The following is an 18,016-nucleotide window of genomic DNA, read 5'->3' on the forward strand; positions in this document are numbered from 1 at the left end:
GTCGAGATTGGGAGAGTGCTGTGGAGAGGGAACGGAAGCGAACGCAACGTGACTACACGCTGGCTTTTAAGTTGGCAGTTGTGGAGGCGGTGGAAAAAGGCGAACTGACGTACAAACAGGCGCAGCGCAAGTACGGCATCCAGGGCCGGTCTACAGTACTGGTACGAGACCTGCCGATTTTCGACTATCGCGTCGTTCTACACGTGCCGCGCCGGCGTGTCTGGTGTGATCAATGTGGCGGCCCGCGGCTGGAGCGCCTGGATTGGCTCGGGCGCTATCAGCGCGTGACAGCGCGCCTGGCCGAGGCTTGTGGTCGACTGTTGCGCGACTGCTCGGTGCGCGCTGTCGCCGCGTTCTATGAGCTTGGGTGGCACACGATCAAGTCCATCGACAAGGCGCGCTTGCGCGAGGCGGTGACGGAGCCGGACTGGGCCAACATCCGCTATCTGGCGATGGACGAATTTGCGCTGCATAAGGGCCACCGCTACGCCACGGTCGTCGTGGACCCGATCGGCCGGCAGGTGCTGTGGATTGGCAAGGGCCGTTCACGCGAGACGGCGCGCGCCTTCTTCGAGCAACTGCCAGCGGGCGCGGCAGAGCGGATTGAAGCGGTTGCCATCGACATGACGACGGCATATGAACTCGAGATCCGCGAGCATTGCCCGCAGGCCGAAGTCGTCTATGACTTGTTCCATATCGTGGCCAAATATGGACGCGAGGTCATTGATCGGGTTCGGGTCGATCAAGCCAATCGGCTACGCCACAACAGGCCGGCCCGACGCGTTCTGAAGTCGACGCGTTGGCTGCTGCTGCGCAATCGGGCCAATCTGAGCGAGGGTCAGGCCATTCATCTGAACGAGGTGTTGGCTGCGAACCGACCGTTGATGACGGTCTACATCCTGCGCGACGAACTCAAGCGGCTGTGGTTCTACCGCCGCCCGGGATGGGCGCAGCGGGCATGGCACAACTGGTTTGAGCAAGCGCAGCAAAGCGGTATTGGTCCGTTACAGCAGTTCGCCCATCGCTTGAGCGGCTACTGGCACGGCATTGTGGCCCGGTGCCGGCACCCGCTGAACACCAGCGTCGTCGAAGGCATCAATAACACCATCAAGGTCATCAAGCGGCGCGCTTACGGCTATCGCGATGAGGAGTACTTCTTCCTCAAAATCCGCGCTGCCTTCCCCGGTATTCCTCGATGAACCTTTTTTTTTGTGGCGCGTCCGCCGTACCGAGCAAGGATCCAATGCAAAACGCCCGACAAGCTTCATCGGGCGTTTCGGGTACCGGCCTGACGGATCAACGCATTGCGGGCATCGGATTACGGGTGAGTCGTTCTCGCGATCAGGCGCCAGCGAATCTGTCCCTGCAGTGCCCCATGAACATGGTGGTTCGGCGGGGGCAATGGTTGTTCACGTGGCGAGATGGCGCTGGAACCGCAGCCCTCGCATCGATAGATGCCCGAGTACGGAGCCTGGGCGCCAGGAGCGAGGACAAGCTCGTAGGCGGGATCTTCCTCTTGCGTGAAATAGCGGGTGTCGTTGCAGAACGGCATATTCTCCTCCTTGGAAAGGGCCGGGCAGCCATTACGCCACCAGTCGGAGAAGCTTCTGTCGGATTCGGGTTTCCTTCTTTCACATTCCATGATCAGCGCTCGTGCCTCCGAAAGGGGGCGCTCCGGCAAGGCCGTTCCGCATCGGGCGCTCCCTCAGCCAGTCCGGATTGCTGTGTTCCAAGGCGACGCCAGGCGGCGCAGGTCAACAAGGGCATCCTCTACCGCCTTGAGGCGGTAGAGGATGCCCTTTTCGCGATGATGGCGACCGTCTTCGCTTCGCGTTGGGCCAGCGCCGTCAGTTCTCTACAGAACCGAGCCTGTTTTCAGTATGAGACACGGCACGCTGGAACTAAGGTATGAACGGGCGAGGACGAGATGCATAGGGCGGTAACAGAGCCGCTGCCCCCATCAGCGGTAATGCGCCGGTCGCCGTGTCTTGTCCGAGCCTATTTCCTAGTCGGTTGTATTTGCCCGATGCCTTCACCGGCATCGGGCATTTTTTTGCCGGCGCCTTCGCGAAGCAGAGCCACGTGGGTCAGAGATGGCACAGGATGTTCACCAGCCTGCCGAACGGGTCGCGCACGAAGAAGCGGCGTACGCCCCAGGGTTCTTCGGCGATGCCGTACTCGATCGAAAAGCCTGCCTGTACGGCCTTCTCATGGACCTCGTCGAGGTTGTCGACTTCGATCGACAGGTCGGGCACCGGGGTACCGGAGCCGCCCTCGATCGCGATGCTGATCTGCGGCGTGGTGCTTTGCCCGGTTGCGTAGGTCCGGATCCAGCCGTGATCCATCACGACTTCCATGCCTAGCAGATCGCCATAGAAGGCGTGGGCTTGCTCGATGCTCGAGGCTGCGATATTGGCGACGACGCGCTTGACGGACATGGTGGTTCTCCGGCGATCAGATCTGGCGATTCTACGGTCCATCGCTCGGTTCGAGCCGTCGCCGGCGGGCCGATTCGTACATCGGACGGTTACACAGTCTTTCGTTCCGATGCCGTCAAGGAATGCCCGAGCGCGCCGTTGATAGCGGGGCGGCGCACGTGCCGCGATCGCACGATAAGACCGGGGAGCTCGAATGTTTCGCAACACCACCATTGGCGCCAGATTGTGGTGCCTGATTGTCGTCACCAATTTGATTCTGCTGATCGTCGGCGCCTTTGGCTGGCTCGGCATGTCGCGCAGCAACGATGCCACGCGGGAGATCTATCAGCATCAACTGGCCGCCGCGATGCATCTGTCCGAGGCGCGCGCGAATCAGTTGCTGGTACGCGTGCTGCTCGACCAGGCGGCCTTCGCCACCGATCCGGCCGATGCGCTGGCGCGTGCCGATACCGCGGCCGGATTCGCGCGGGCGTCGGAGAAGGCGTGGAACGCGTATCTGGCGCTTGCGCGCGGCAGGGAGGAAGACCGCGCCGCGGAGTTGGTGTCGTCGCGCCGGGAGGCGCTGCACAAGCAAGGTGTCGAGCCGATGATCGCCGCGCTGAAGGCGGGCGATCGCGAGCGCGTGATGGCGCTGGTGCTCGATACGATTCCGAAGCTCGATATCGCGTTCACTTCGGCCAATGTCGAACTGAACAAGCTGCAGACCGCCGCGGCAGAGGCCGTCTATCAGGATTCGCAGCAGCGCTATGCCAAGCTGCGCGCGTGGTCGCTGGCGCTGCTGGCCCTGGGTCTGGCATTCAGTACTGTCTTTGCCTGGCGGCTGCGCGGATCGATCGTCGGTCCGCTCGATATTGCGATCGGGCGTTTCGAGCGGATCGCCCGCGGCGATCTGAGCGCGGCCCGGGCTTTCGTTACGCCGCCACAGCGGGATGGTCGTGCTGCGGGCCGTGACAGCGGCATGGCGGGAGAGGAGAGCCGCAACGAGACCAGCCGCATGCTGGCCATGCTGGCGCGCATGGAGGCGAGTCTGGCCGGCATGGTGGGCGAGGTGCGACACGGCGCCGATGCCATCGCTGCGGCGAGCCGGCAGATCGCGATGGGCAACGCGGATCTGTCGCAACGGACCGAGGAACAGGCGGCCTCGCTGGAGCAGACTGCGTCGAGCATGGAGCAGCTGACCGGCACGGTGCGTCAGACGGCCGACAATGCGCGCGAAGCGGATGCGCTGGCCGGCGACGCCAGCGGGCTGGCGGAGCGGGGCGGGGAAGCGGTCACGCGCGTGGTCGACACCATGCAGGCAATCGACGCCAGCGCCAACAAGATCGTCGACATCATTGACGTGATCGAGAAGATCGCATTCCAGACCAATATCCTGGCGCTGAACGCGGCGGTGGAGGCCGCGCGTGCCGGCGAACATGGCCGCGGCTTTGCCGTGGTGGCGGGCGACGTGCGCGATCTGGCGCAGCGCTGCGCGACCGCGTCCAAGGAAATTCGTGGGCTGATCGACGAGTCGGTGCGCAATGTCCGCGCCGGCAGCGATATCGTCGCCGATGCGGGCCGCGCGATGGAGGACATCGTTGGCGCGGTGCGCCGTGTCAGCGCGATCGTCGGTGGCATCAACACCGCGTCGATGGAGCAGTCGCAGGGAATCGAGCAGGTGAACCAGGCGGTGACCCAGATGGACAGCATGACGCAGCAGAATGCCGCGCTGGTCGAGGAGGCGGCCGCTGCGGCGACCTCGCTCGAGGACCAGGCGCAGCGCCTGACAGGCCTGATGGCGCGCTTCCGCCTCGCGTGAATTTCACGTAACGACCTGAATCGCCTGAATCCCGCCGTCCGGCCGGCGGTGCGGATGGCCGGGCGGCATGGCTGGTGTACAGTGGCGGCCTGCATTTCGTTACCACAGGAACAGGAGACATGACCGAGTTTGTTGCAACCGAAGTCGTCGGCGGTGTCGGTTATCTGACGCTGACTCGCCCTCAGGCCCTGAACGCCCTGTCTCTCGACATGGTGCGCGCCTTGACGCAGGCGCTGGACCAGTGGGCGGCCGACCCAGGCGTTGTCGCGGTGGTGGTCGCCGGCGCGGGCGGCAAGGCCTTCTGCGCGGGCGGCGACATCCGTTTCTTCCATCAGGCCGCGCTGGCCGGCGACCCGATGCTGGACCGTTTCTTCGTCGAGGAATACGCGCTCAATCACAAGATCCACCGCTATCCGAAGCCCTATATCGCGCTGATGGATGGCGTGGTGATGGGCGGCGGCATGGGCATCTCGCAGGGAGCGCGGCGGCGTCTGGTCACCGAGCGCACCAAGATGGCGATGCCCGAGACCAATATCGGCCTGTTTCCCGACGTGGGTGGCGGATGGTTCCTGGCGCGCACGCCGGGCCGCCTCGGCGAGTATCTGGGCCTGACCGGCAACGTGATTCACGCGGCCGACGCGCTGTACGCCGGTCTGGCCGACGCCTTCGTGCCGAGCAACGCGCTGGCCGAACTCGTGGCGTCGCTGCGTGCCGGCAACTTTGGCAGCGGCGACGAGGTGCTGGCTGCGGTCGACGCCTGCAGCGCCGAGCATCGCGCCGCCTGCGACCCGGCGACCGGCATGCTGGCGCGCCAGCGCGAGACAATCGACGCGGCCTTTGGCGCTGCCACGGTGCAAGAAATTGTTGCCATCGTCAGCGATGCCACGGACGACTGGTCCGCGCAGACGGCCGCCGCCCTGCGTACGCGCTCCCCGCTGATGCTGTGCGTGACGCTGGAACAGATCCGCCGCGCGCGGACGATGGCGCTCGAGGACGAACTGCGCATGGAGCTCGACATGATGCACGACGTGTTCCGCTACGGCGATGGCGTCGAGGGCATCCGCGCACTGGCAATCGACAAGGACCACGCACCGAAGTGGCGGCCGGCCCGGCTCGACGAGGTGGAGCGCAACAAGGTGCTCGCCTTCTTCGACAGTCCGTGGCGGGCTGACGAGCACCCACTCGCCGGCCTGCGGCCCTGAGCCGCCGCGCGCTTCGGCGCACGCGAGCCTGCCTGCGCACGGCTGAAACGACATCGGGTTAGAGTGTGGTCTGGGCGCGGGCCGGCGATCGCTGGTCCCGCGCCTTTCGGCAGTCTTTCCTTTCCCCGTCTCTTTCAGAAAAGGAAGCACGATGAGCACTCCTCGCGACGTCGCGGTACTGGTGGGCAGTCTCCGCAAGGAATCCTTCAATCGCAAGCTGGCATTGGCGCTGGCGCAGTTGGCGCCGCCCGAGCTCAAGCTCGAGATCGTCGAGATCGGTCAGCTGTCGCTCTACAACCAGGACGACGACGACAACCCGCCGGCGCCGTGGACTGCGTTCCGTGACCGGATTCGCCGCGCCGATGCGGTGCTGTTCGTCACTCCGGAATACAACCGCTCGGTGCCGGCGCCGCTGAAGAACGCCATCGACGTGGGATCCCGCCCGTACGGGCAGAGTGCATGGGATCGCAAGCCGGGAGCCGTGATCAGCGCGTCGCCTGGGGCGATTGGCGGATTTGGCGCCAATCACCATCTGCGCCAGTCGCTGGTGTTTCTCAATGTGCCGGTGCTCCAGATGCCGGAGGCCTATATCGGTGGTGTCGACAAGCTGTTCGATGAGCAGGGCAATATTGGCAACGAATCGACACGTGCCTTTCTGGGCAAATTCCTGACGACCTTTGCGGCCTGGGTGGAGCGCAACGCCGCAAGCTGACCGTGACGGCGCGGCCGCCTGGAGACCCCCCTCTCGTAGGGGGAGTCTCAAGATAGCGAAAACGGCGCCGACAATGCTGATATGGATGCAAGCGACAATTCCTCCGATTTCCCGGAAGGGGCGGCCAACGCCGAACTGGTCGGGTGCTGGGCCACTGCCTCGCCGCAGTTGCTGGCGACCGTGCTGAACAACGCCATCGATGCCGAGGATCTATCCGGCTTCGCGGCGCTGCTGTCCGACATCGCCCGCGACCGTGGGCTCAAGGGCAATCGCGGCGCGCACCAGTCGATCTACGACATGCCGTATGCGAGTCTGCTGCCACGCCAGCAGCACCTGCTGGCCGACGCCTTCGACCTGTTCGTCAAGCTTGGGCTGGAACTGCAGCCCCGGCAGCAGCGGCTGAACGACTGAGCCGCCGAGTGAGCAGGGGTGCCGGCGGTTTCCATCCGGTCGAGTCGGTGCCCTTCGCCCGCGATTGTGCGTGCAGGCAGTGGGGCGATGCGACGTGGCTGCGGGTGGTAAACTTGCCGGTTTTCCTCGTTCCCGTCGACGTACGGGATAGTCGACCCAAGTCATGTCCGAATCGCTAGCCGCCAGCATGGCGCCGGCTCCGGCAGGTCCCGGGAAGGTCAATCCGAGGCGCATTTCGGTTGCGCCGATGATGGACTGGACTGACCGCCATTGCCGCACCCTTCATCGTCAACTGAGCCGCCACACCTGGCTGTACACCGAGATGGTGACGACCGGTGCGCTGCTGCATGGCGATGTCGCGCGCCATCTGGACTTCGATCCGGCCGAGCAGCCGGTCGCGCTGCAGCTGGGCGGCAGCGAGCCGGCCGATCTGGCGGCCTCCGCCAAGCTGGGCGAGCGTTGGGGCTATGCCGAAATCAATCTGAATTGCGGCTGTCCGTCGGAACGCGTCCAGCGGGGGGCGTTCGGCGCCTGCCTGATGGCCGAGCCGCAGCTGGTCGCGGACTGCGTGCGCGCGATGCGCGACGCGGTATCCGTGCCCGTCACCGTCAAGCACCGCATCGGCATCGACACGATCGAACATTACGATTTCGTGCGGGATTTCGTGGGCACGATCGCGGAGGCCGGCTGCCAGACCTTTATCGTCCATGCGCGCAACGCGATCCTGAAGGGGCTCAGCCCCAAGGAAAACCGCGAGATTCCTCCGTTGCGCTACGAGGTCGCCTACCAGCTGAAGCGGGAATTTCCGCACCTCGAAATCCTGATCAATGGCGGCATCACTCGCTACGACGAGATCGACGCGCATCTGCGCCATGTCGATGGCGTGATGATCGGTCGAGAGGCCTATCATCAGCCGTTCCTGCTGGCCGAGGTCGATCGCCGTTACTACGGCGATACGGCGCCGTCGCCGTCACGCCTCGATGCCGAGCTGGCGATGCAGCGCTATATCGGTGACCTGGTGGAGCGGGGCGGGTATATGGGCGCGGCGACACGACATATGCTGGGCCTGTATCGCGGCGTGGCCGGCGGGCGAGGCTGGCGGCGCGTGCTGTCCGACGCGCGCCGGATGAACGCGATCCGTACGCGGGACGGCGTCGACGCGCTGTTCGAGGAGGCGCGCAGCCATCTGCATGCCGAACGCCCGCTGCAGGCGGCGTGACCGAAGGACGGTCGCGGCGTAGTTCTAGCGGCGGGATGGCCCGCAGATTGGAGGCCAGACTCTAATTTCGAAACCGGCATGGTGCCCGATGCCCCGTGCGGCTGTGCTCGAGGCACTTTCGGCGCAGGTTTCGGCGATCCCGGGCACCAGGAAAGGGATTCCCCTAGATAGCCAAGCCGATTCCGATTTTCTTAAACTGTCTGTGCCCTCGAATACAGGGCTTTCTTCAACTGATTTTGGAGCCCGCCTTGCGCGGGCTTTTTTTGTGCCGGGCCTCGCCGGTCGCTCGTCCTTTCGTTTACCCGAATAGTGCTTGGCGGCGATGACAGTTACATTGCAATTGCCTTCAGGGCATTGAGATCGCAAGAGTTTAAGAGTCCGCCGTGTGCGGACTTTTTTTTGCCTGGCGCTCCCCGCAGCCGTCCTCCCTTCCCGTCGTCCGTCCGCCGCTCCCCCCGTCTGCCGCTCGCGTTCTACCCGTTTTGCACGATGTCGGGCAGCAACGCCGCGGCCAGCAGTTCACGTTTACCTCATCCAAAGAGATGACCCCCCAACCGGGTGATGGCAAGATGGAGCCCAAAACGACAACAAGACTTGGCCTCGGAGGGTGGAATGGAAGAAGACGGCTTGTTTGGTGTCGCGTTCGAAGGCTTCCGCGTCGTCTGGGTGGTCGAGCGGTTGCAGAACGGTACCTGGACCGCGCGCTACTGCTGGCATCGCGGCACCGATGCGGCGGCGGCCGCCGCCCTGCAGACCGACGTGCTGAACGGCAGGAGCCGAAGACTGCCGGGCACCTATCAGACCGAAAAGGAAACGCTCGATGCGATCCACGAGGCAATCCGGCTCGAAGCCCGGTGGTCTTGATGGCGATCCGGCTGCACGAAAATTTTTGTGCGTAGTACTAGCCATCGCCAAACGAAGTTTGTATAATCTTGGTTTCCGTCGAGCAGTACTGACGACGGTGCTACGGTGGCTGTAGCTCAGTTGGTAGAGTCCAGGATTGTGATTCCTGTCGTCGTGGGTTCGAGTCCCATCAGCCACCCCAAGATCCCTTGCAAACAGCCGCTCATCGAGCGGCTGTTTTGCTTTGTGGAGTTTGCGGGCGAGGGCGCTCGTGGTTCTCAGACCAACCGAGCAGCGGCCTTGGTGATCGTCCACCCGACACCGACACACAAGGCGATCCAACCGGCTGCGATCAGTGCGACATCGTGCCAGTTCATGGTGCGGCGACCGGGACGAAGTAGCTTGATGGTGTCGTCGGACGAAGGCATGGCCGTCTCCTTCGAAAAGCATGGGAAAAGGCTAGGCCAAGCTTCGACGAATTCACGGTCCGAGTTGTAAAGGTTTGTTGCGATGCGCAAGAGGCGTCGCTTGCCGCCGGGCCGCCGTATCTCTCGCTTCGCGCTGACGCCGGTTCACGCTGGCAACGCAGTCGATCTTGTCGCGGCAGTCGCACGAGCGACGCTTGCTCAGGCGTTCAGCTTCACTCCCGGCTGATCGAGTTCGAGCATCCGGCAGATCGCGGCCATGCTGCCGACCATCGTGCGGCGCTGGGCGCCCTGGTAGATGCGGACACCTTTGGACTGGCGGAACGGCGTCGGCTTGACGGGGTAGCGGGTCAGGGAGCGGTCGGCTTGCAGCATGGTGGTCCTCTTTGGTAAGGCGTCAGCGGAAGTCTTGCGGCAACACGGGGCCCTGCGGCTCGTGTGGCTGCATGACTGAGTTGGCGCCAAGGCGGCGGCGCCTGCCGGATTGCTTCGTTGCGCTAGAAGCCGGACTGGCGGATCAGTCCGACGGCGATGCCTTCGAGCGAGAATTCCTCTCGTCCAGGCTGCACGATGATGTTGGCGAAGTCGGGGTTCTCGGCGATCAGCTCGATGGCATCGCCGCGGTGCTTGAGCCGCTTGACGGTTACGTCTTCGCCGATGCGGGCCACCACGATCTTGCCGTTGGCGGCGTCCTGCGCGCGTTTGACCGCCAGCAGATCGCCATCGAAGATGCCGGCGTCGCGCATGCTCATGCCGCGCACGCGCAGCAGGTAGTCGGGGCGCTCGTCGAAGACCGACGCGTCGACCTGATATTGGCGGTCGATATGTTCGGCCGCCAGGATCGGGCTGCCGGCGGCGACGCGGCCCACCAGCGGCAGCGTCAACTGCATCACCCCCGCCATCGGCAGCGAGAACTGGTCCGGCATTTCGGAGTCGCTGCGGTTGACCTTGAGCCGGATGCCGCGCGAAGCGCCGGGGGTCAGCTCGATCACGCCCTTGCGAGCCAGCGCGCGCAGGTGTTCTTCGGCCGAGTTCGGCGACGAGAAGCCGAATTCCGCAGCGATCTCGGCGCGGGTCGGCGGAATGCCGGTCTGCCGGATGGTATTGCGGATCAGGTCGAAGATCTGCTGCTGCCGGGGTGTCAGAGTCGCCATGGCTTGTCCGTGTTGTTGTATCCGGTGGCGGTCCCGTCGTCGCCGCGAGCCGTGAGGCGCGCGGGGAGGGAGTGTCGAGGACCGTCATGTGCAACACTGTACGTTTGAACAGTGTGCTGTGATTTTATACAGTATCGGTCGAAGTGCAAGAGGAATTTGCATCGTCGTCCACTTTCGGTTGCGTGCGGTCCGGCCGCGGGGGCAGGGCAAGACCGTAGGGGAGTGCCCTGTCCCGGCGGGTACAATCGCCGCCTGTTTACGAACATCTCGTGCCCATGACCCTGCCTCGCGTAATCGTTCTCGCCACCGGCGGCACCATCGCCGGTTCTTCGTCCAGCGCCGCCAGCAGCGCCCGTTATCAGGCGGCGACGGTGCCGGTGTCGGCGCTGCTCGATGCCGTGCCTGCGCTCAAGGACGTGGCCCGGATCGAGGCGGAACAGCTTGCGCAGGTCGACAGCAAGGACATGTCGTTCGCGCTGTGGGGGCGGCTCGCGGAGCGGGTTCATCACTGGTCCACGCAGCGCGACGTGGCCGGCATCGTCATTACGCACGGCACCGATTCGCTGGAAGAAACGGCGATGCTGCTGCACCTGGCCGGCGTGGCCAGCGTGCCGGTGGTGCTGACCGCCGCGATGCGGCCAGCCACCTCGCTGTCGGCCGATGGGCCGCTGAATCTGCTCGATGCGGTCCGCGTCGCGGCGCATCCGGATGCCGCGGGCAAGGGCGTGCTGGTGGTTCTCAATCAGGAGATCCATGCCGGGCGCGACGCGGTCAAGGCGCATACCTCGGCTGTCGACGCGTTCGCATCGCCGGCCGCCGGGCCGATCGGGCTGGTGCAGGATGCGCTGGTGCGTTTCACGCGCGCACCGCTGCGGCTGCCGCGGCAGGCCTTGCCGCTGCCGCGGCAGTGGCCGGCGGTCGAAATCGTCGCCAGCTATGCGGAGCCGAGCCGCGTGCTGGTCGATGCGCTGGTGGCCGGCGGCGTGCGTGGGGTGGTGGTGGCCGCCGCCGGCAATGGGTCGATCCACGAGACGCTGCTCGCCGCGCTTGCCGATGCGGCGCGGGCCGGTGTCGCGGTGGTGCGCAGCACGCGCACCGGGGCCGGCAATGTGATTGCGCCGACGCAGCCGAATCCGGCCGCCGGGGCCTTCGTGTCGGCCGGCGATCTGAATCCGTACAAGGCCAGGGTGGCGCTGCTGCTGGCGCTCGGGGCGGAACCGGCTCTCGCGGGCGATCCGGTACGGCTGCAGCAGTTCTTTACGCAGATCTGAGGCGGACGGCGCGTACGCGCAGCACCGCCGTTGCGGCCGCGATCCCATGCTGCTTGCCGCCGTGGCCGTTCCGGGCTATACTCGCGGGCTATTTAACCCTTGCTGCACCGGACTTGACGCCCGGGCGGCTTATCCCAAAAGGAGCGTCAATGCGTCATTACGAAATCGTATTCATCGTCCATCCGGACCAGAGCGAGCAAGTGCCGGCCATGATCGAGCGTTACAAGACGCTGGTCACGTCGCAGAACGGCCAGGTGCATCGCGTGGAAGACTGGGGCCGTCGTCAACTGGCCTACATGATCCAGAAGCTGGCCAAGGCTCACTACGTTTGCCTGAACATCGAGTGCGGCAAGGACACGCTGGCTGAGCTCGAACACGCGTTCAAGTTCAACGACGCCGTGCTGCGCCACCTGATCGTCCAGACGAAGAAGGCCGAGACGGCCCCGTCGCCGATGATGAAGGAAGTCCAGCGCGAAGAAGCCCGCAAGGCTTCGCAGCAAACCAGCGAAGGCCAGGCCGCCTGAGTGCGGTCTGCTGTGTGCGGTTCGCTCCGGCATGACCGGGGCGGCATGCGAGGGGCGGTGGCGCGATGAACCAGCTGAGGCTGCACGCCACCCTTGTCGAGCGCGACGCGCTGCGCTACACGCCGGCCGGCATCCCCGTCGTCAATTGCCTGTTGCAATACGGCGGCGAGGTGGTCGAAGCGCAGACGCCGCGGCAGGTCGAGTTCGCGATCGCCGCGATGGGCGTCGGTCCCGTCGGCCAGCACCTCGAGCGTACGCCGCTCGGCACGGTGCTCGACTGCGAAGGCTTTCTCGCCCGCAAGCACCGCAACAGCAAGGCTCTCGTCTTTCACATCACTGGATGTAAAGCATTCGTAAAGGATTGAACCATGGCATTCGTCAAACGTGACAACAAGAACAAGAAGCGCTTCCAGCAGCAGAACCCGCTGTTCAAGCGCAAGCGCTTCTGCCGCTTCACCGTGGCCGGCGTCGAACAGATCGACTACAAGGATCTGGACACGCTGAAGGACTTCATCGGCGACAACGGCAAGATCACGCCGGCTCGTCTGACCGGCACCAAGGCGCACTATCAGCGTCAGCTCGACACGGCAATCAAGCGCGCCCGCTTCCTGGCGCTGCTGCCGTACACCGACCTGCACAAGAACTGATCGCCTGGTCGCTAAGGAGAAAACACGATGCAAGTCATTCTGCTGGAAAAAGTCGTCAACCTGGGCAACCTGGGTGACATCGTCCGCGTCAAGGATGGTTACGCCCGTAACTTCCTGATCCCGTCCAAGCGTGCCCGCCGCGCGACGCAGACCGCCATCGAGGAATTCGAGGCCAAGCGCGCCGAGCTGGAGAAAGCCGCCGCCGAGAAGCTGGCCGCTGCGCAAGCCGAAGGCGAGAAGCTGAGCGGCCTGACCGTCCAGATCACGCAGAAGTCGGGCGTGGACGGCCGTCTGTTCGGCTCGGTGACCAACGCCGACATCGCCGAAGCGCTGGCTGGCCAGGGCTTCAAGCTCGAGAAGGCGCAGGTTCGTCTGCCGAACGGTCCGCTGAAGATGGTCGGCGACTATCCGATCAGCGTGTCGCTGCACACGGACGTCGCGGTCGACATCACCGTCTCGGTGCTGGGCGAGCACGTCTAAGCTTGCCGGCCGCGACCGGCGCGACTTCCGCTCGCGCCGCCGCGGCCAGGTCAGCACGAAAGCAGCAAAACGCAGCAAGAAGGCAGGAGCAGGCTGACAGCCGCTTCTGCCTTTTTTCTTTGGGCCGCCGGCTCGCATGCGCGCGGCGCGCACGGCGCCACCATCATCCGCTCGCCCCGCCCGCCGAGAATCGCTCGGCCCAGCGCGAGCAGGCCGCTATAATTGCCCCCCATGAACGCGCCCGTCGCCGATCCCCAACTCGACAATCTCAAAGTCCCGCCGCACTCCATCGAGGCCGAGCAATCGGTGCTGGGTGGCCTGCTGCTGGATAACGCGGCCTGGGACCGCATCGCCGATTTCCTGTCCGAGGCGGACTTCTATCGCTTCGACCACCGGATGATCTTCCAGAGCATCGCGCGGCTGATCTCGGACACCAAGCCGGCCGACGTGATCACGGTCTACGAGATGCTGCAGGTGGCCGGCAAGGCCGAGGAGGTCGGCGGTCTCGCGTATCTGAACTCGCTCGCGCAGAACACGCCGAGCGCGGCCAATATCCGCCGCTACGCGGAGATCGTCCGCGAGCGTTCGGTGCTGCGCAAACTGGTCACGGTGGCCGACGACATCGCGACCTCGGCGTTCGCGCCGAAGGGCCGCGAAGTTCGCGAGCTGCTGGACGAGGCCGAATCCAAGGTGTTCGCGATCGCCGAGGAGGGCTCGCGCGGGCAGAAGGGCTTCCAGGAGATCCAGCCGCTGCTGACGCAGGTGGTCGAACGGATCGACGAGCTGTATCACCGCGATACCACCACCGATGTCACGGGCGTGCCGACCGGCTTTATCGACCTGGACCGGATGACCAGCGGCATGCAGCCGGGCGACCTGATCATCGTCGCCGGCCGTCCATCGATGGGCAAGACCGCGTTCTCGCTGAATATCGGCGAGCACGTGGCGGTGGAGCAGGGGCTGCCGGTGGCGGTGTTCTCGATGGAAATGGCCGGCACGCAGCTGGCGATGCGGATGCTGGGCTCGGTCGGCCGGCTCGATCAGCATCGCTTGCGTACCGGGCGGCTGCTCGACGAGGACTGGCCGCGGCTGACGCATGCGATCCAGCGGATGAACGACGCGCAGCTGTTCATCGACGAGACGCCCGCGCTCAATCCGATGGAACTGCGCGCGCGCTCGCGCCGGCTGGCGCGGCAATGCGGACAGCTCGGCCTGATCATCATCGACTATCTGCAGCTGATGTCGGGCTCGGGCGGCGGCGAGAACCGCGCGACCGAAATCTCGGAGATCTCGCGTTCGCTCAAGGGCCTGGCCAAGGAGCTCAACTGCCCGGTGATCGCGCTGTCGCAGCTGAACCGAAGCCTGGAACAGCGGCCCAACAAGCGCCCGGTGATGTCCGACCTGCGAGAATCGGGCGCCATCGAACAGGATGCCGACGTGATCCTGTTCATCTATCGCGACGAGGTCTACAACCCCGACTCGCAGGACAAGGGCACCGCCGAAATCATCATCGGCAAGCAGCGTAACGGTCCGATCGGCACCGTGCGCCTGACCTTCCTGGGCCAGTTCACCAAGTTCGACAACTTCAGCGGCGGCCCGGCGTTCTTCGACAACGATACCTGACCGCGCCTGCATCGCCGGCTGGCGGCACGCTTTGCTGTGGCGGCACACAAAGCGTACGTCGCGCATCGACTACCCTGTAGAATATTGCTTTTCCGTGACAGCCGGCGGCGACGCCGGCTGTTGCACGATCTCTCCCGCAATCCAGTACTTCCCAACGAGACGGCGCGCTGGCGCGCCGCGACAAGGAACAGCCATGTTCGGCCGATTCATGCCCACCGAGGGCAAGTTCTTCGAATACTTCAACCAGCACGCCGACTGCGCGGTCACCGCATCGCGCGAACTGGAAACGCTGATCAACGATCTCGGCAACGCCGAAGCCCATGCGCGGCGCGTGCAGGCCACCGAGAAGAAGGCGGACCGGATCACGCACGACACCATCGATCTGCTGCACAAGACCTTCATCACGCCGCTCGACCGGGACGAGATCCACAAGCTGATCACGACCATGGACGACATCCTCGACCTGATGGAGGACGTGGCCGAGACCATCACGCTGTACGACGTGACCAGCCTGACCGACGAGGCCCGCAAGCTCGCCTCGATCTGCGTGCAGTGCTGCGAACTGGTCAAGATCGCGGTCGGCCTGCTCGAGGACATGGGCAACGCCAGCACGATCCTGAAGACGGCCCAGCAGATCGACCAGCTCGAATCCGAGGCTGACCGGTTGATGCGCGGGGCGATTTCCAAGCTGTTCCGCGACGAGACCGACGTCAAGCGGCTGATCAAGATGAAGGCCATCTTCGAGCAGCTCGAGACGATCACGGACAAGTGCGAGGACGTGGCCAACATCATCGAAGGCATCGTGCTGGAAAACGCCTGAGCGCGCCAACCGGAACTCGGCATGCAGACTGTACAAATGAGCTTGTGGGTGATCGTCCTGCTGGTGACGCTCGCCTTGCTGTTCGATTTCATGAACGGCTTTCACGACGCCGCGAACTCGATCGCGACCGTGGTGTCGACCGGTGTGCTCAAGCCCCACCACGCGGTGGCGCTGGCCGCCGTCTGCAACGTGGTCGCGATCTTCGTCTTCCATCTGAAGGTGGCGGCCACGGTCGGCACCGGCACCATCGACGTCAATATCGTCGACCACTATGTCGTCTTCGGCGCGCTGGTCGGGGCCATCGCGTGGAACCTGATCACCTGGTACTACGGCATCCCGTCCTCGTCGTCGCACGCGCTGATCGGCGGCCTGGTCGGCGCGGCGGTGGCCAAGGCGGGCACCGGGGCGCTGGTCGCCAGCGGCCTGCTGAAGACCGTCGCCTTTATCCTGATCTCGCCGCTGATGGGCATGCTGCTCGGCTCGCTGCTGATGCTGGTGGTCGGCTGGACCTTCTTCCGCACGCCGCCGTCGCGCGTGGACCGCTGGTTCCGCCGCCTGCAGCTGGTCTCGGCCTCGCTGTACAGCCTGGGCCACGGCGGCAACGATGCGCAGAAGACCATCGGCATCATCTGGATGCTGCTGATCGCCAGCGGCCACGTGATGCAGAGCGCCACCGAGCCGCCGACCTGGGTCATCGTCAGCTGCTATGTCGCGATCGGCATGGGTACGCTGTTCGGCGGCTGGCGAATCGTGCGGACCATGGGGCAGAAGATTACCAAGCTCAAGCCGGTGGGCGGCTTCTGCGCGGAGACGGGCGGCGCGATCTCGCTGTTCCTCGCTTCGACGCTGGGCGTGCCGGTCTCGACCACGCATACGATCACCGGCGCCATCGTCGGCGTCGGCTCGGTGCGCAAGACCTCGGCGGTGCGCTGGGGCGTGGCGGGCAATATCGTCTGGGCGTGGGTGCTGACCATTCCGGCGTCGGCGTTCATGTCGGCGATTGCCTGGTGGATCGGGCGGCATCTGCTGTGAGATCCGCCCGTAGGGGCAACCGATGAAACGAAAGGCCAGGCATTTGCCTGGCCTTTGTCATTGGCGCGCCGTCTCCCGGCCGGTGCTGCCGACTCAGCGGTTGGCGAAGGCGGCGATCGGATCGTCGTCGTCCGGTACCGGCGCGGCGGGTACCGGCGGCGGCGATGCGGGCACGGCCGGAACCGCCGGCATTGGCGGAGGAATCGGCGTGCTCGGCGCAACCGGTACCGCGGCGTTGGCGATGCGCCGCGCACCGTTGTAGCGCGACGCCCAATAGGGCTTGGTCATGTCCTCGAGCCGCACGGTGCCGCCGGTCGACGGTGCGTGAACGAAGCGGTTCTGGCCCACGTAGATGCCGACATGCGAATTGGCGCGTCCCGTCGTGTTGAAGAAGACCAGATCGCCCGAGGCGACCTGTTCGCGCGCCAGCGGCGTGCCGCGGCCGCCCATGGCCTCGGTGGTGCGCGGCAGGTTGACATTGGCCGCGCGCGCTACGACATAGCGGACCAGGCCGCTGCAGTCGAAGCCGGAATCGGGGGTATTGCCGCCGTAGCGGTAGGGCGTGCCGACCAGCGACATTGCCTGGATCGAGATCTCTTCGAGGCCGGCGCTGGGCTCGACGATCGGCGCGCGCGGCGTGCCGCGGGCATGGCCGCCGTGGCGCGACGGTGGCGTGCTGGCGCAGGCGGCGAGCAGCAGCGCGAGGGCGCCCAGCAGCAGCGGGCGCGTGCCGATCGCCGCCGCGCGCGGCGACGGGAGCGATGGGATCGATGGAAGCAAGGAAAGAAGGCCGGTGCAGGTCGATCGCATGGACTGGTGGGCCAGCCGGTGCGGGTCCATCGACCGGGGCATCGTTGCGAACGATGCCCGGATGGCTACCAGCGCAACTGCGCGTCGTAGGTGCCGGTGCCGACGGTCATGGACCTGGGCTGGCCGTTGTAAGTGGCGTGCACATTGTAGCGGCCCTCCGGCGCCTTGATCAGGCAGCGCGGCCCTTCGGTACGAAATCGCGCCACTTCGTGGCCTTCGCGCATCAGTCGTACTTCGACATCGGCCAGATATTCGCCGCTCGCGCCCTGCGTAAACAGCACGCCCATATTGAACTGCTTCTGGCGCGCGGCGAGCCGCCGCTGCTCGTCCTCGCCGACGCCGCCGCAGACATAGCTGACCGCGCCGACGGTGCGGATCACCGGCTCGTTGACCGGTGGGGCGGCCACCGGTGCAGGGGCAGGCGTGGGAGTCTGCATCGCGGGCGGGACAATGCCGGGCGCCGGCGCGGTAGCCGCCGGCGGGGGCGCCGCGGCCGGTTCGGAGATGGCCTGCGCGTGCAACAGGCCGGGCGCGGCCGCCGCGCCCGTCGCCACCGCACAAGGGATCAGCGCGCGGCAGGCGCGCAGCCAGCGATCGGCTGGCATGG

At 65.3% G+C, this 18,016-nt stretch carries 21 protein-coding genes and 1 tRNA gene; 16 read left to right on the top strand and 6 right to left on the bottom strand.

Features of this window, described 5'->3' with window-relative positions; translation table 11 throughout:
• Window positions 1-20: 20 nt before the first annotated feature.
• Window positions 21-1,199: an ISL3 family transposase gene (locus FOB47_RS15915; RefSeq protein ID WP_244959437.1), complete on the top strand. Its 1,179-nt coding sequence runs from the start codon at window positions 21-23 to the stop codon at window positions 1,197-1,199.
• Between the two features lie 888 nt (window positions 1,200-2,087).
• On the opposite strand, the gene FOB47_RS15920 is transcribed toward FOB47_RS15915, so the two are convergent.
• The gene (locus FOB47_RS15920) at window positions 2,088-2,438 is read right to left on the bottom strand and encodes a glyoxalase superfamily protein (protein WP_174781517.1); all 351 of its coding nucleotides are present in this window, start codon (window positions 2,436-2,438) and stop codon (window positions 2,088-2,090) included.
• 193 nt (window positions 2,439-2,631) lie between these two features.
• Here FOB47_RS15920 and FOB47_RS15925 point away from each other — a divergent pair, with 193 nt between their 5' ends.
• The 7 genes from FOB47_RS15925 (at window position 2,632) to FOB47_RS15955 (ending at window position 8,825) form a co-directional block, all read left to right on the top strand.
• Entirely contained in the window at window positions 2,632-4,236 is a 1,605-nt protein-coding gene (locus FOB47_RS15925; protein ID WP_174781518.1) for a methyl-accepting chemotaxis protein, read from the top strand.
• Window positions 4,237-4,355: 119 nt separating this feature from the next.
• Window positions 4,356-5,438 carry an enoyl-CoA hydratase/isomerase family protein gene (locus FOB47_RS15930; RefSeq protein WP_053821590.1) on the top strand — a complete coding sequence of 361 codons (1,083 nt, stop codon included), beginning with the start codon at window positions 4,356-4,358 and terminating at the stop codon, window positions 5,436-5,438.
• Between the two features lie 151 nt (window positions 5,439-5,589).
• Window positions 5,590-6,150 carry an NADPH-dependent FMN reductase gene (locus FOB47_RS15935; RefSeq protein WP_053821591.1) on the top strand — a complete coding sequence of 187 codons (561 nt, stop codon included), beginning with the start codon at window positions 5,590-5,592 and terminating at the stop codon, window positions 6,148-6,150.
• Window positions 6,151-6,231: 81 nt separating this feature from the next.
• The gene (locus FOB47_RS15940) at window positions 6,232-6,561 is read left to right on the top strand and encodes a hypothetical protein (protein WP_006575455.1); all 330 of its coding nucleotides are present in this window, start codon (window positions 6,232-6,234) and stop codon (window positions 6,559-6,561) included.
• Between the two features lie 247 nt (window positions 6,562-6,808).
• Window positions 6,809-7,780: a tRNA dihydrouridine(20/20a) synthase DusA gene (gene dusA / locus FOB47_RS15945; RefSeq protein WP_232963014.1), complete on the top strand. Its 972-nt coding sequence runs from the start codon at window positions 6,809-6,811 to the stop codon at window positions 7,778-7,780.
• A 612-nt stretch (window positions 7,781-8,392) separates the two neighbouring features.
• Window positions 8,393-8,644 (top strand): hypothetical protein, encoded by a 252-nt coding sequence (locus FOB47_RS15950; protein ID WP_174781519.1) that lies wholly within the window; start codon window positions 8,393-8,395, stop codon window positions 8,642-8,644.
• A gap of 105 nt (window positions 8,645-8,749) precedes the next feature.
• A tRNA-His gene (locus FOB47_RS15955) sits at window positions 8,750-8,825 on the top strand.
• Between the two features lie 76 nt (window positions 8,826-8,901).
• Here FOB47_RS15955 and FOB47_RS15960 read toward each other — a convergent pair.
• The 3 genes from FOB47_RS15960 to lexA all read right to left on the bottom strand — a co-directional run bounded on the left by FOB47_RS15960 (window position 8,902) and on the right by lexA (window position 10,202).
• Entirely contained in the window at window positions 8,902-9,051 is a 150-nt protein-coding gene (locus FOB47_RS15960; RefSeq protein WP_156526608.1) for a hypothetical protein, read from the bottom strand.
• A 198-nt stretch (window positions 9,052-9,249) separates the two neighbouring features.
• On the bottom strand, window positions 9,250-9,423 hold the full coding sequence (locus tag FOB47_RS15965) for a hypothetical protein (protein ID WP_023265037.1): 174 nt from the start codon (window positions 9,421-9,423) through the stop codon (window positions 9,250-9,252).
• Between the two features lie 122 nt (window positions 9,424-9,545).
• Entirely contained in the window at window positions 9,546-10,202 is a 657-nt protein-coding gene (gene lexA, locus FOB47_RS15970) for a transcriptional repressor LexA (protein WP_053821608.1), read from the bottom strand.
• Window positions 10,203-10,477: 275 nt separating this feature from the next.
• Here lexA and FOB47_RS15975 point away from each other — a divergent pair, with 275 nt between their 5' ends.
• From FOB47_RS15975 to FOB47_RS16010, 8 genes are all read left to right on the top strand, one after another.
• Complete coding sequence (locus FOB47_RS15975; protein ID WP_053821609.1) at window positions 10,478-11,473, top strand: asparaginase; 996 nt, start codon at window positions 10,478-10,480, stop codon at window positions 11,471-11,473.
• Window positions 11,474-11,622: 149 nt separating this feature from the next.
• Window positions 11,623-11,997: a 30S ribosomal protein S6 gene (gene rpsF, locus FOB47_RS15980; RefSeq protein ID WP_006575389.1), complete on the top strand. Its 375-nt coding sequence runs from the start codon at window positions 11,623-11,625 to the stop codon at window positions 11,995-11,997.
• A gap of 65 nt (window positions 11,998-12,062) precedes the next feature.
• The gene (gene priB, locus FOB47_RS15985; RefSeq protein ID WP_006575388.1) at window positions 12,063-12,362 is read left to right on the top strand and encodes a primosomal replication protein N; all 300 of its coding nucleotides are present in this window, start codon (window positions 12,063-12,065) and stop codon (window positions 12,360-12,362) included.
• 3 nt (window positions 12,363-12,365) lie between these two features.
• Window positions 12,366-12,644, top strand: a complete 279-nt coding sequence (gene rpsR / locus FOB47_RS15990; protein ID WP_006575387.1) for a 30S ribosomal protein S18 — start codon at window positions 12,366-12,368, stop codon at window positions 12,642-12,644.
• Between the two features lie 27 nt (window positions 12,645-12,671).
• Complete coding sequence (gene rplI / locus FOB47_RS15995) at window positions 12,672-13,124, top strand: 50S ribosomal protein L9 (RefSeq protein ID WP_053821610.1); 453 nt, start codon at window positions 12,672-12,674, stop codon at window positions 13,122-13,124.
• 231 nt (window positions 13,125-13,355) lie between these two features.
• On the top strand, window positions 13,356-14,747 hold the full coding sequence (locus tag FOB47_RS16000) for a replicative DNA helicase (RefSeq protein WP_006575385.1): 1,392 nt from the start codon (window positions 13,356-13,358) through the stop codon (window positions 14,745-14,747).
• Window positions 14,748-14,940: 193 nt separating this feature from the next.
• Window positions 14,941-15,567, top strand: a complete 627-nt coding sequence (locus FOB47_RS16005; protein ID WP_006575384.1) for a DUF47 domain-containing protein — start codon at window positions 14,941-14,943, stop codon at window positions 15,565-15,567.
• A gap of 21 nt (window positions 15,568-15,588) precedes the next feature.
• Window positions 15,589-16,599, top strand: coding sequence for an inorganic phosphate transporter (locus FOB47_RS16010; protein ID WP_053821611.1), 1,011 nt, complete (start codon window positions 15,589-15,591; stop codon window positions 16,597-16,599).
• A gap of 93 nt (window positions 16,600-16,692) precedes the next feature.
• Here the strand turns inward: FOB47_RS16010 and FOB47_RS16015 are convergent, their stop codons facing one another.
• Entirely contained in the window at window positions 16,693-17,367 is a 675-nt protein-coding gene (locus FOB47_RS16015; RefSeq protein WP_053823058.1) for a C40 family peptidase, read from the bottom strand.
• Window positions 17,368-17,474: 107 nt separating this feature from the next.
• Window positions 17,475-18,014 (bottom strand): hypothetical protein, encoded by a 540-nt coding sequence (locus FOB47_RS16020; RefSeq protein WP_174781520.1) that lies wholly within the window; start codon window positions 18,012-18,014, stop codon window positions 17,475-17,477.
• Window positions 18,015-18,016 lie beyond the last annotated feature (2 nt).

The organism is Cupriavidus gilardii (assembly GCF_013347325.1).
Taxonomy (GTDB): domain Bacteria; phylum Pseudomonadota; class Gammaproteobacteria; order Burkholderiales; family Burkholderiaceae; genus Cupriavidus; species Cupriavidus gilardii.

Bases quoted from the DNA above. Each gene is read 5' to 3' on its own strand.
- FOB47_RS16000 (WP_006575385.1), top strand. From the start codon at position 13,356: ATGAACGCGCCCGTCGCCGATCCCCAACTCGACAATCTCAAAGTCCCG.
- FOB47_RS15935 (WP_053821591.1), top strand. From the start codon at position 5,590: ATGAGCACTCCTCGCGACGTCGCGGTACTGGTGGGCAGTCTCCGCAAG.
- FOB47_RS16020 (WP_174781520.1), bottom strand. From the start codon at position 18,014: ATGCCAGCCGATCGCTGGCTGCGCGCCTGCCGCGCGCTGATCCCTTGT.
- FOB47_RS15965 (WP_023265037.1), bottom strand. From the start codon at position 9,423: ATGCTGCAAGCCGACCGCTCCCTGACCCGCTACCCCGTCAAGCCGACG.
- rpsF (WP_006575389.1), top strand. From the start codon at position 11,623: ATGCGTCATTACGAAATCGTATTCATCGTCCATCCGGACCAGAGCGAG.
- FOB47_RS15925 (WP_174781518.1), top strand. From the start codon at position 2,632: ATGTTTCGCAACACCACCATTGGCGCCAGATTGTGGTGCCTGATTGTC.
- FOB47_RS15960 (WP_156526608.1), bottom strand. From the start codon at position 9,051: ATGCCTTCGTCCGACGACACCATCAAGCTACTTCGTCCCGGTCGCCGC.
- dusA (WP_232963014.1), top strand. From the start codon at position 6,809: ATGATGGACTGGACTGACCGCCATTGCCGCACCCTTCATCGTCAACTG.
- lexA (WP_053821608.1), bottom strand. From the start codon at position 10,202: ATGGCGACTCTGACACCCCGGCAGCAGCAGATCTTCGACCTGATCCGC.
- priB (WP_006575388.1), top strand. From the start codon at position 12,063: ATGAACCAGCTGAGGCTGCACGCCACCCTTGTCGAGCGCGACGCGCTG.
- FOB47_RS15975 (WP_053821609.1), top strand. From the start codon at position 10,478: ATGACCCTGCCTCGCGTAATCGTTCTCGCCACCGGCGGCACCATCGCC.
- FOB47_RS15950 (WP_174781519.1), top strand. From the start codon at position 8,393: ATGGAAGAAGACGGCTTGTTTGGTGTCGCGTTCGAAGGCTTCCGCGTC.
- FOB47_RS15930 (WP_053821590.1), top strand. From the start codon at position 4,356: ATGACCGAGTTTGTTGCAACCGAAGTCGTCGGCGGTGTCGGTTATCTG.
- rplI (WP_053821610.1), top strand. From the start codon at position 12,672: ATGCAAGTCATTCTGCTGGAAAAAGTCGTCAACCTGGGCAACCTGGGT.
- FOB47_RS16010 (WP_053821611.1), top strand. From the start codon at position 15,589: ATGCAGACTGTACAAATGAGCTTGTGGGTGATCGTCCTGCTGGTGACG.
- rpsR (WP_006575387.1), top strand. From the start codon at position 12,366: ATGGCATTCGTCAAACGTGACAACAAGAACAAGAAGCGCTTCCAGCAG.
- FOB47_RS15920 (WP_174781517.1), bottom strand. From the start codon at position 2,438: ATGTCCGTCAAGCGCGTCGTCGCCAATATCGCAGCCTCGAGCATCGAG.
- FOB47_RS16005 (WP_006575384.1), top strand. From the start codon at position 14,941: ATGTTCGGCCGATTCATGCCCACCGAGGGCAAGTTCTTCGAATACTTC.
- FOB47_RS15940 (WP_006575455.1), top strand. From the start codon at position 6,232: ATGGATGCAAGCGACAATTCCTCCGATTTCCCGGAAGGGGCGGCCAAC.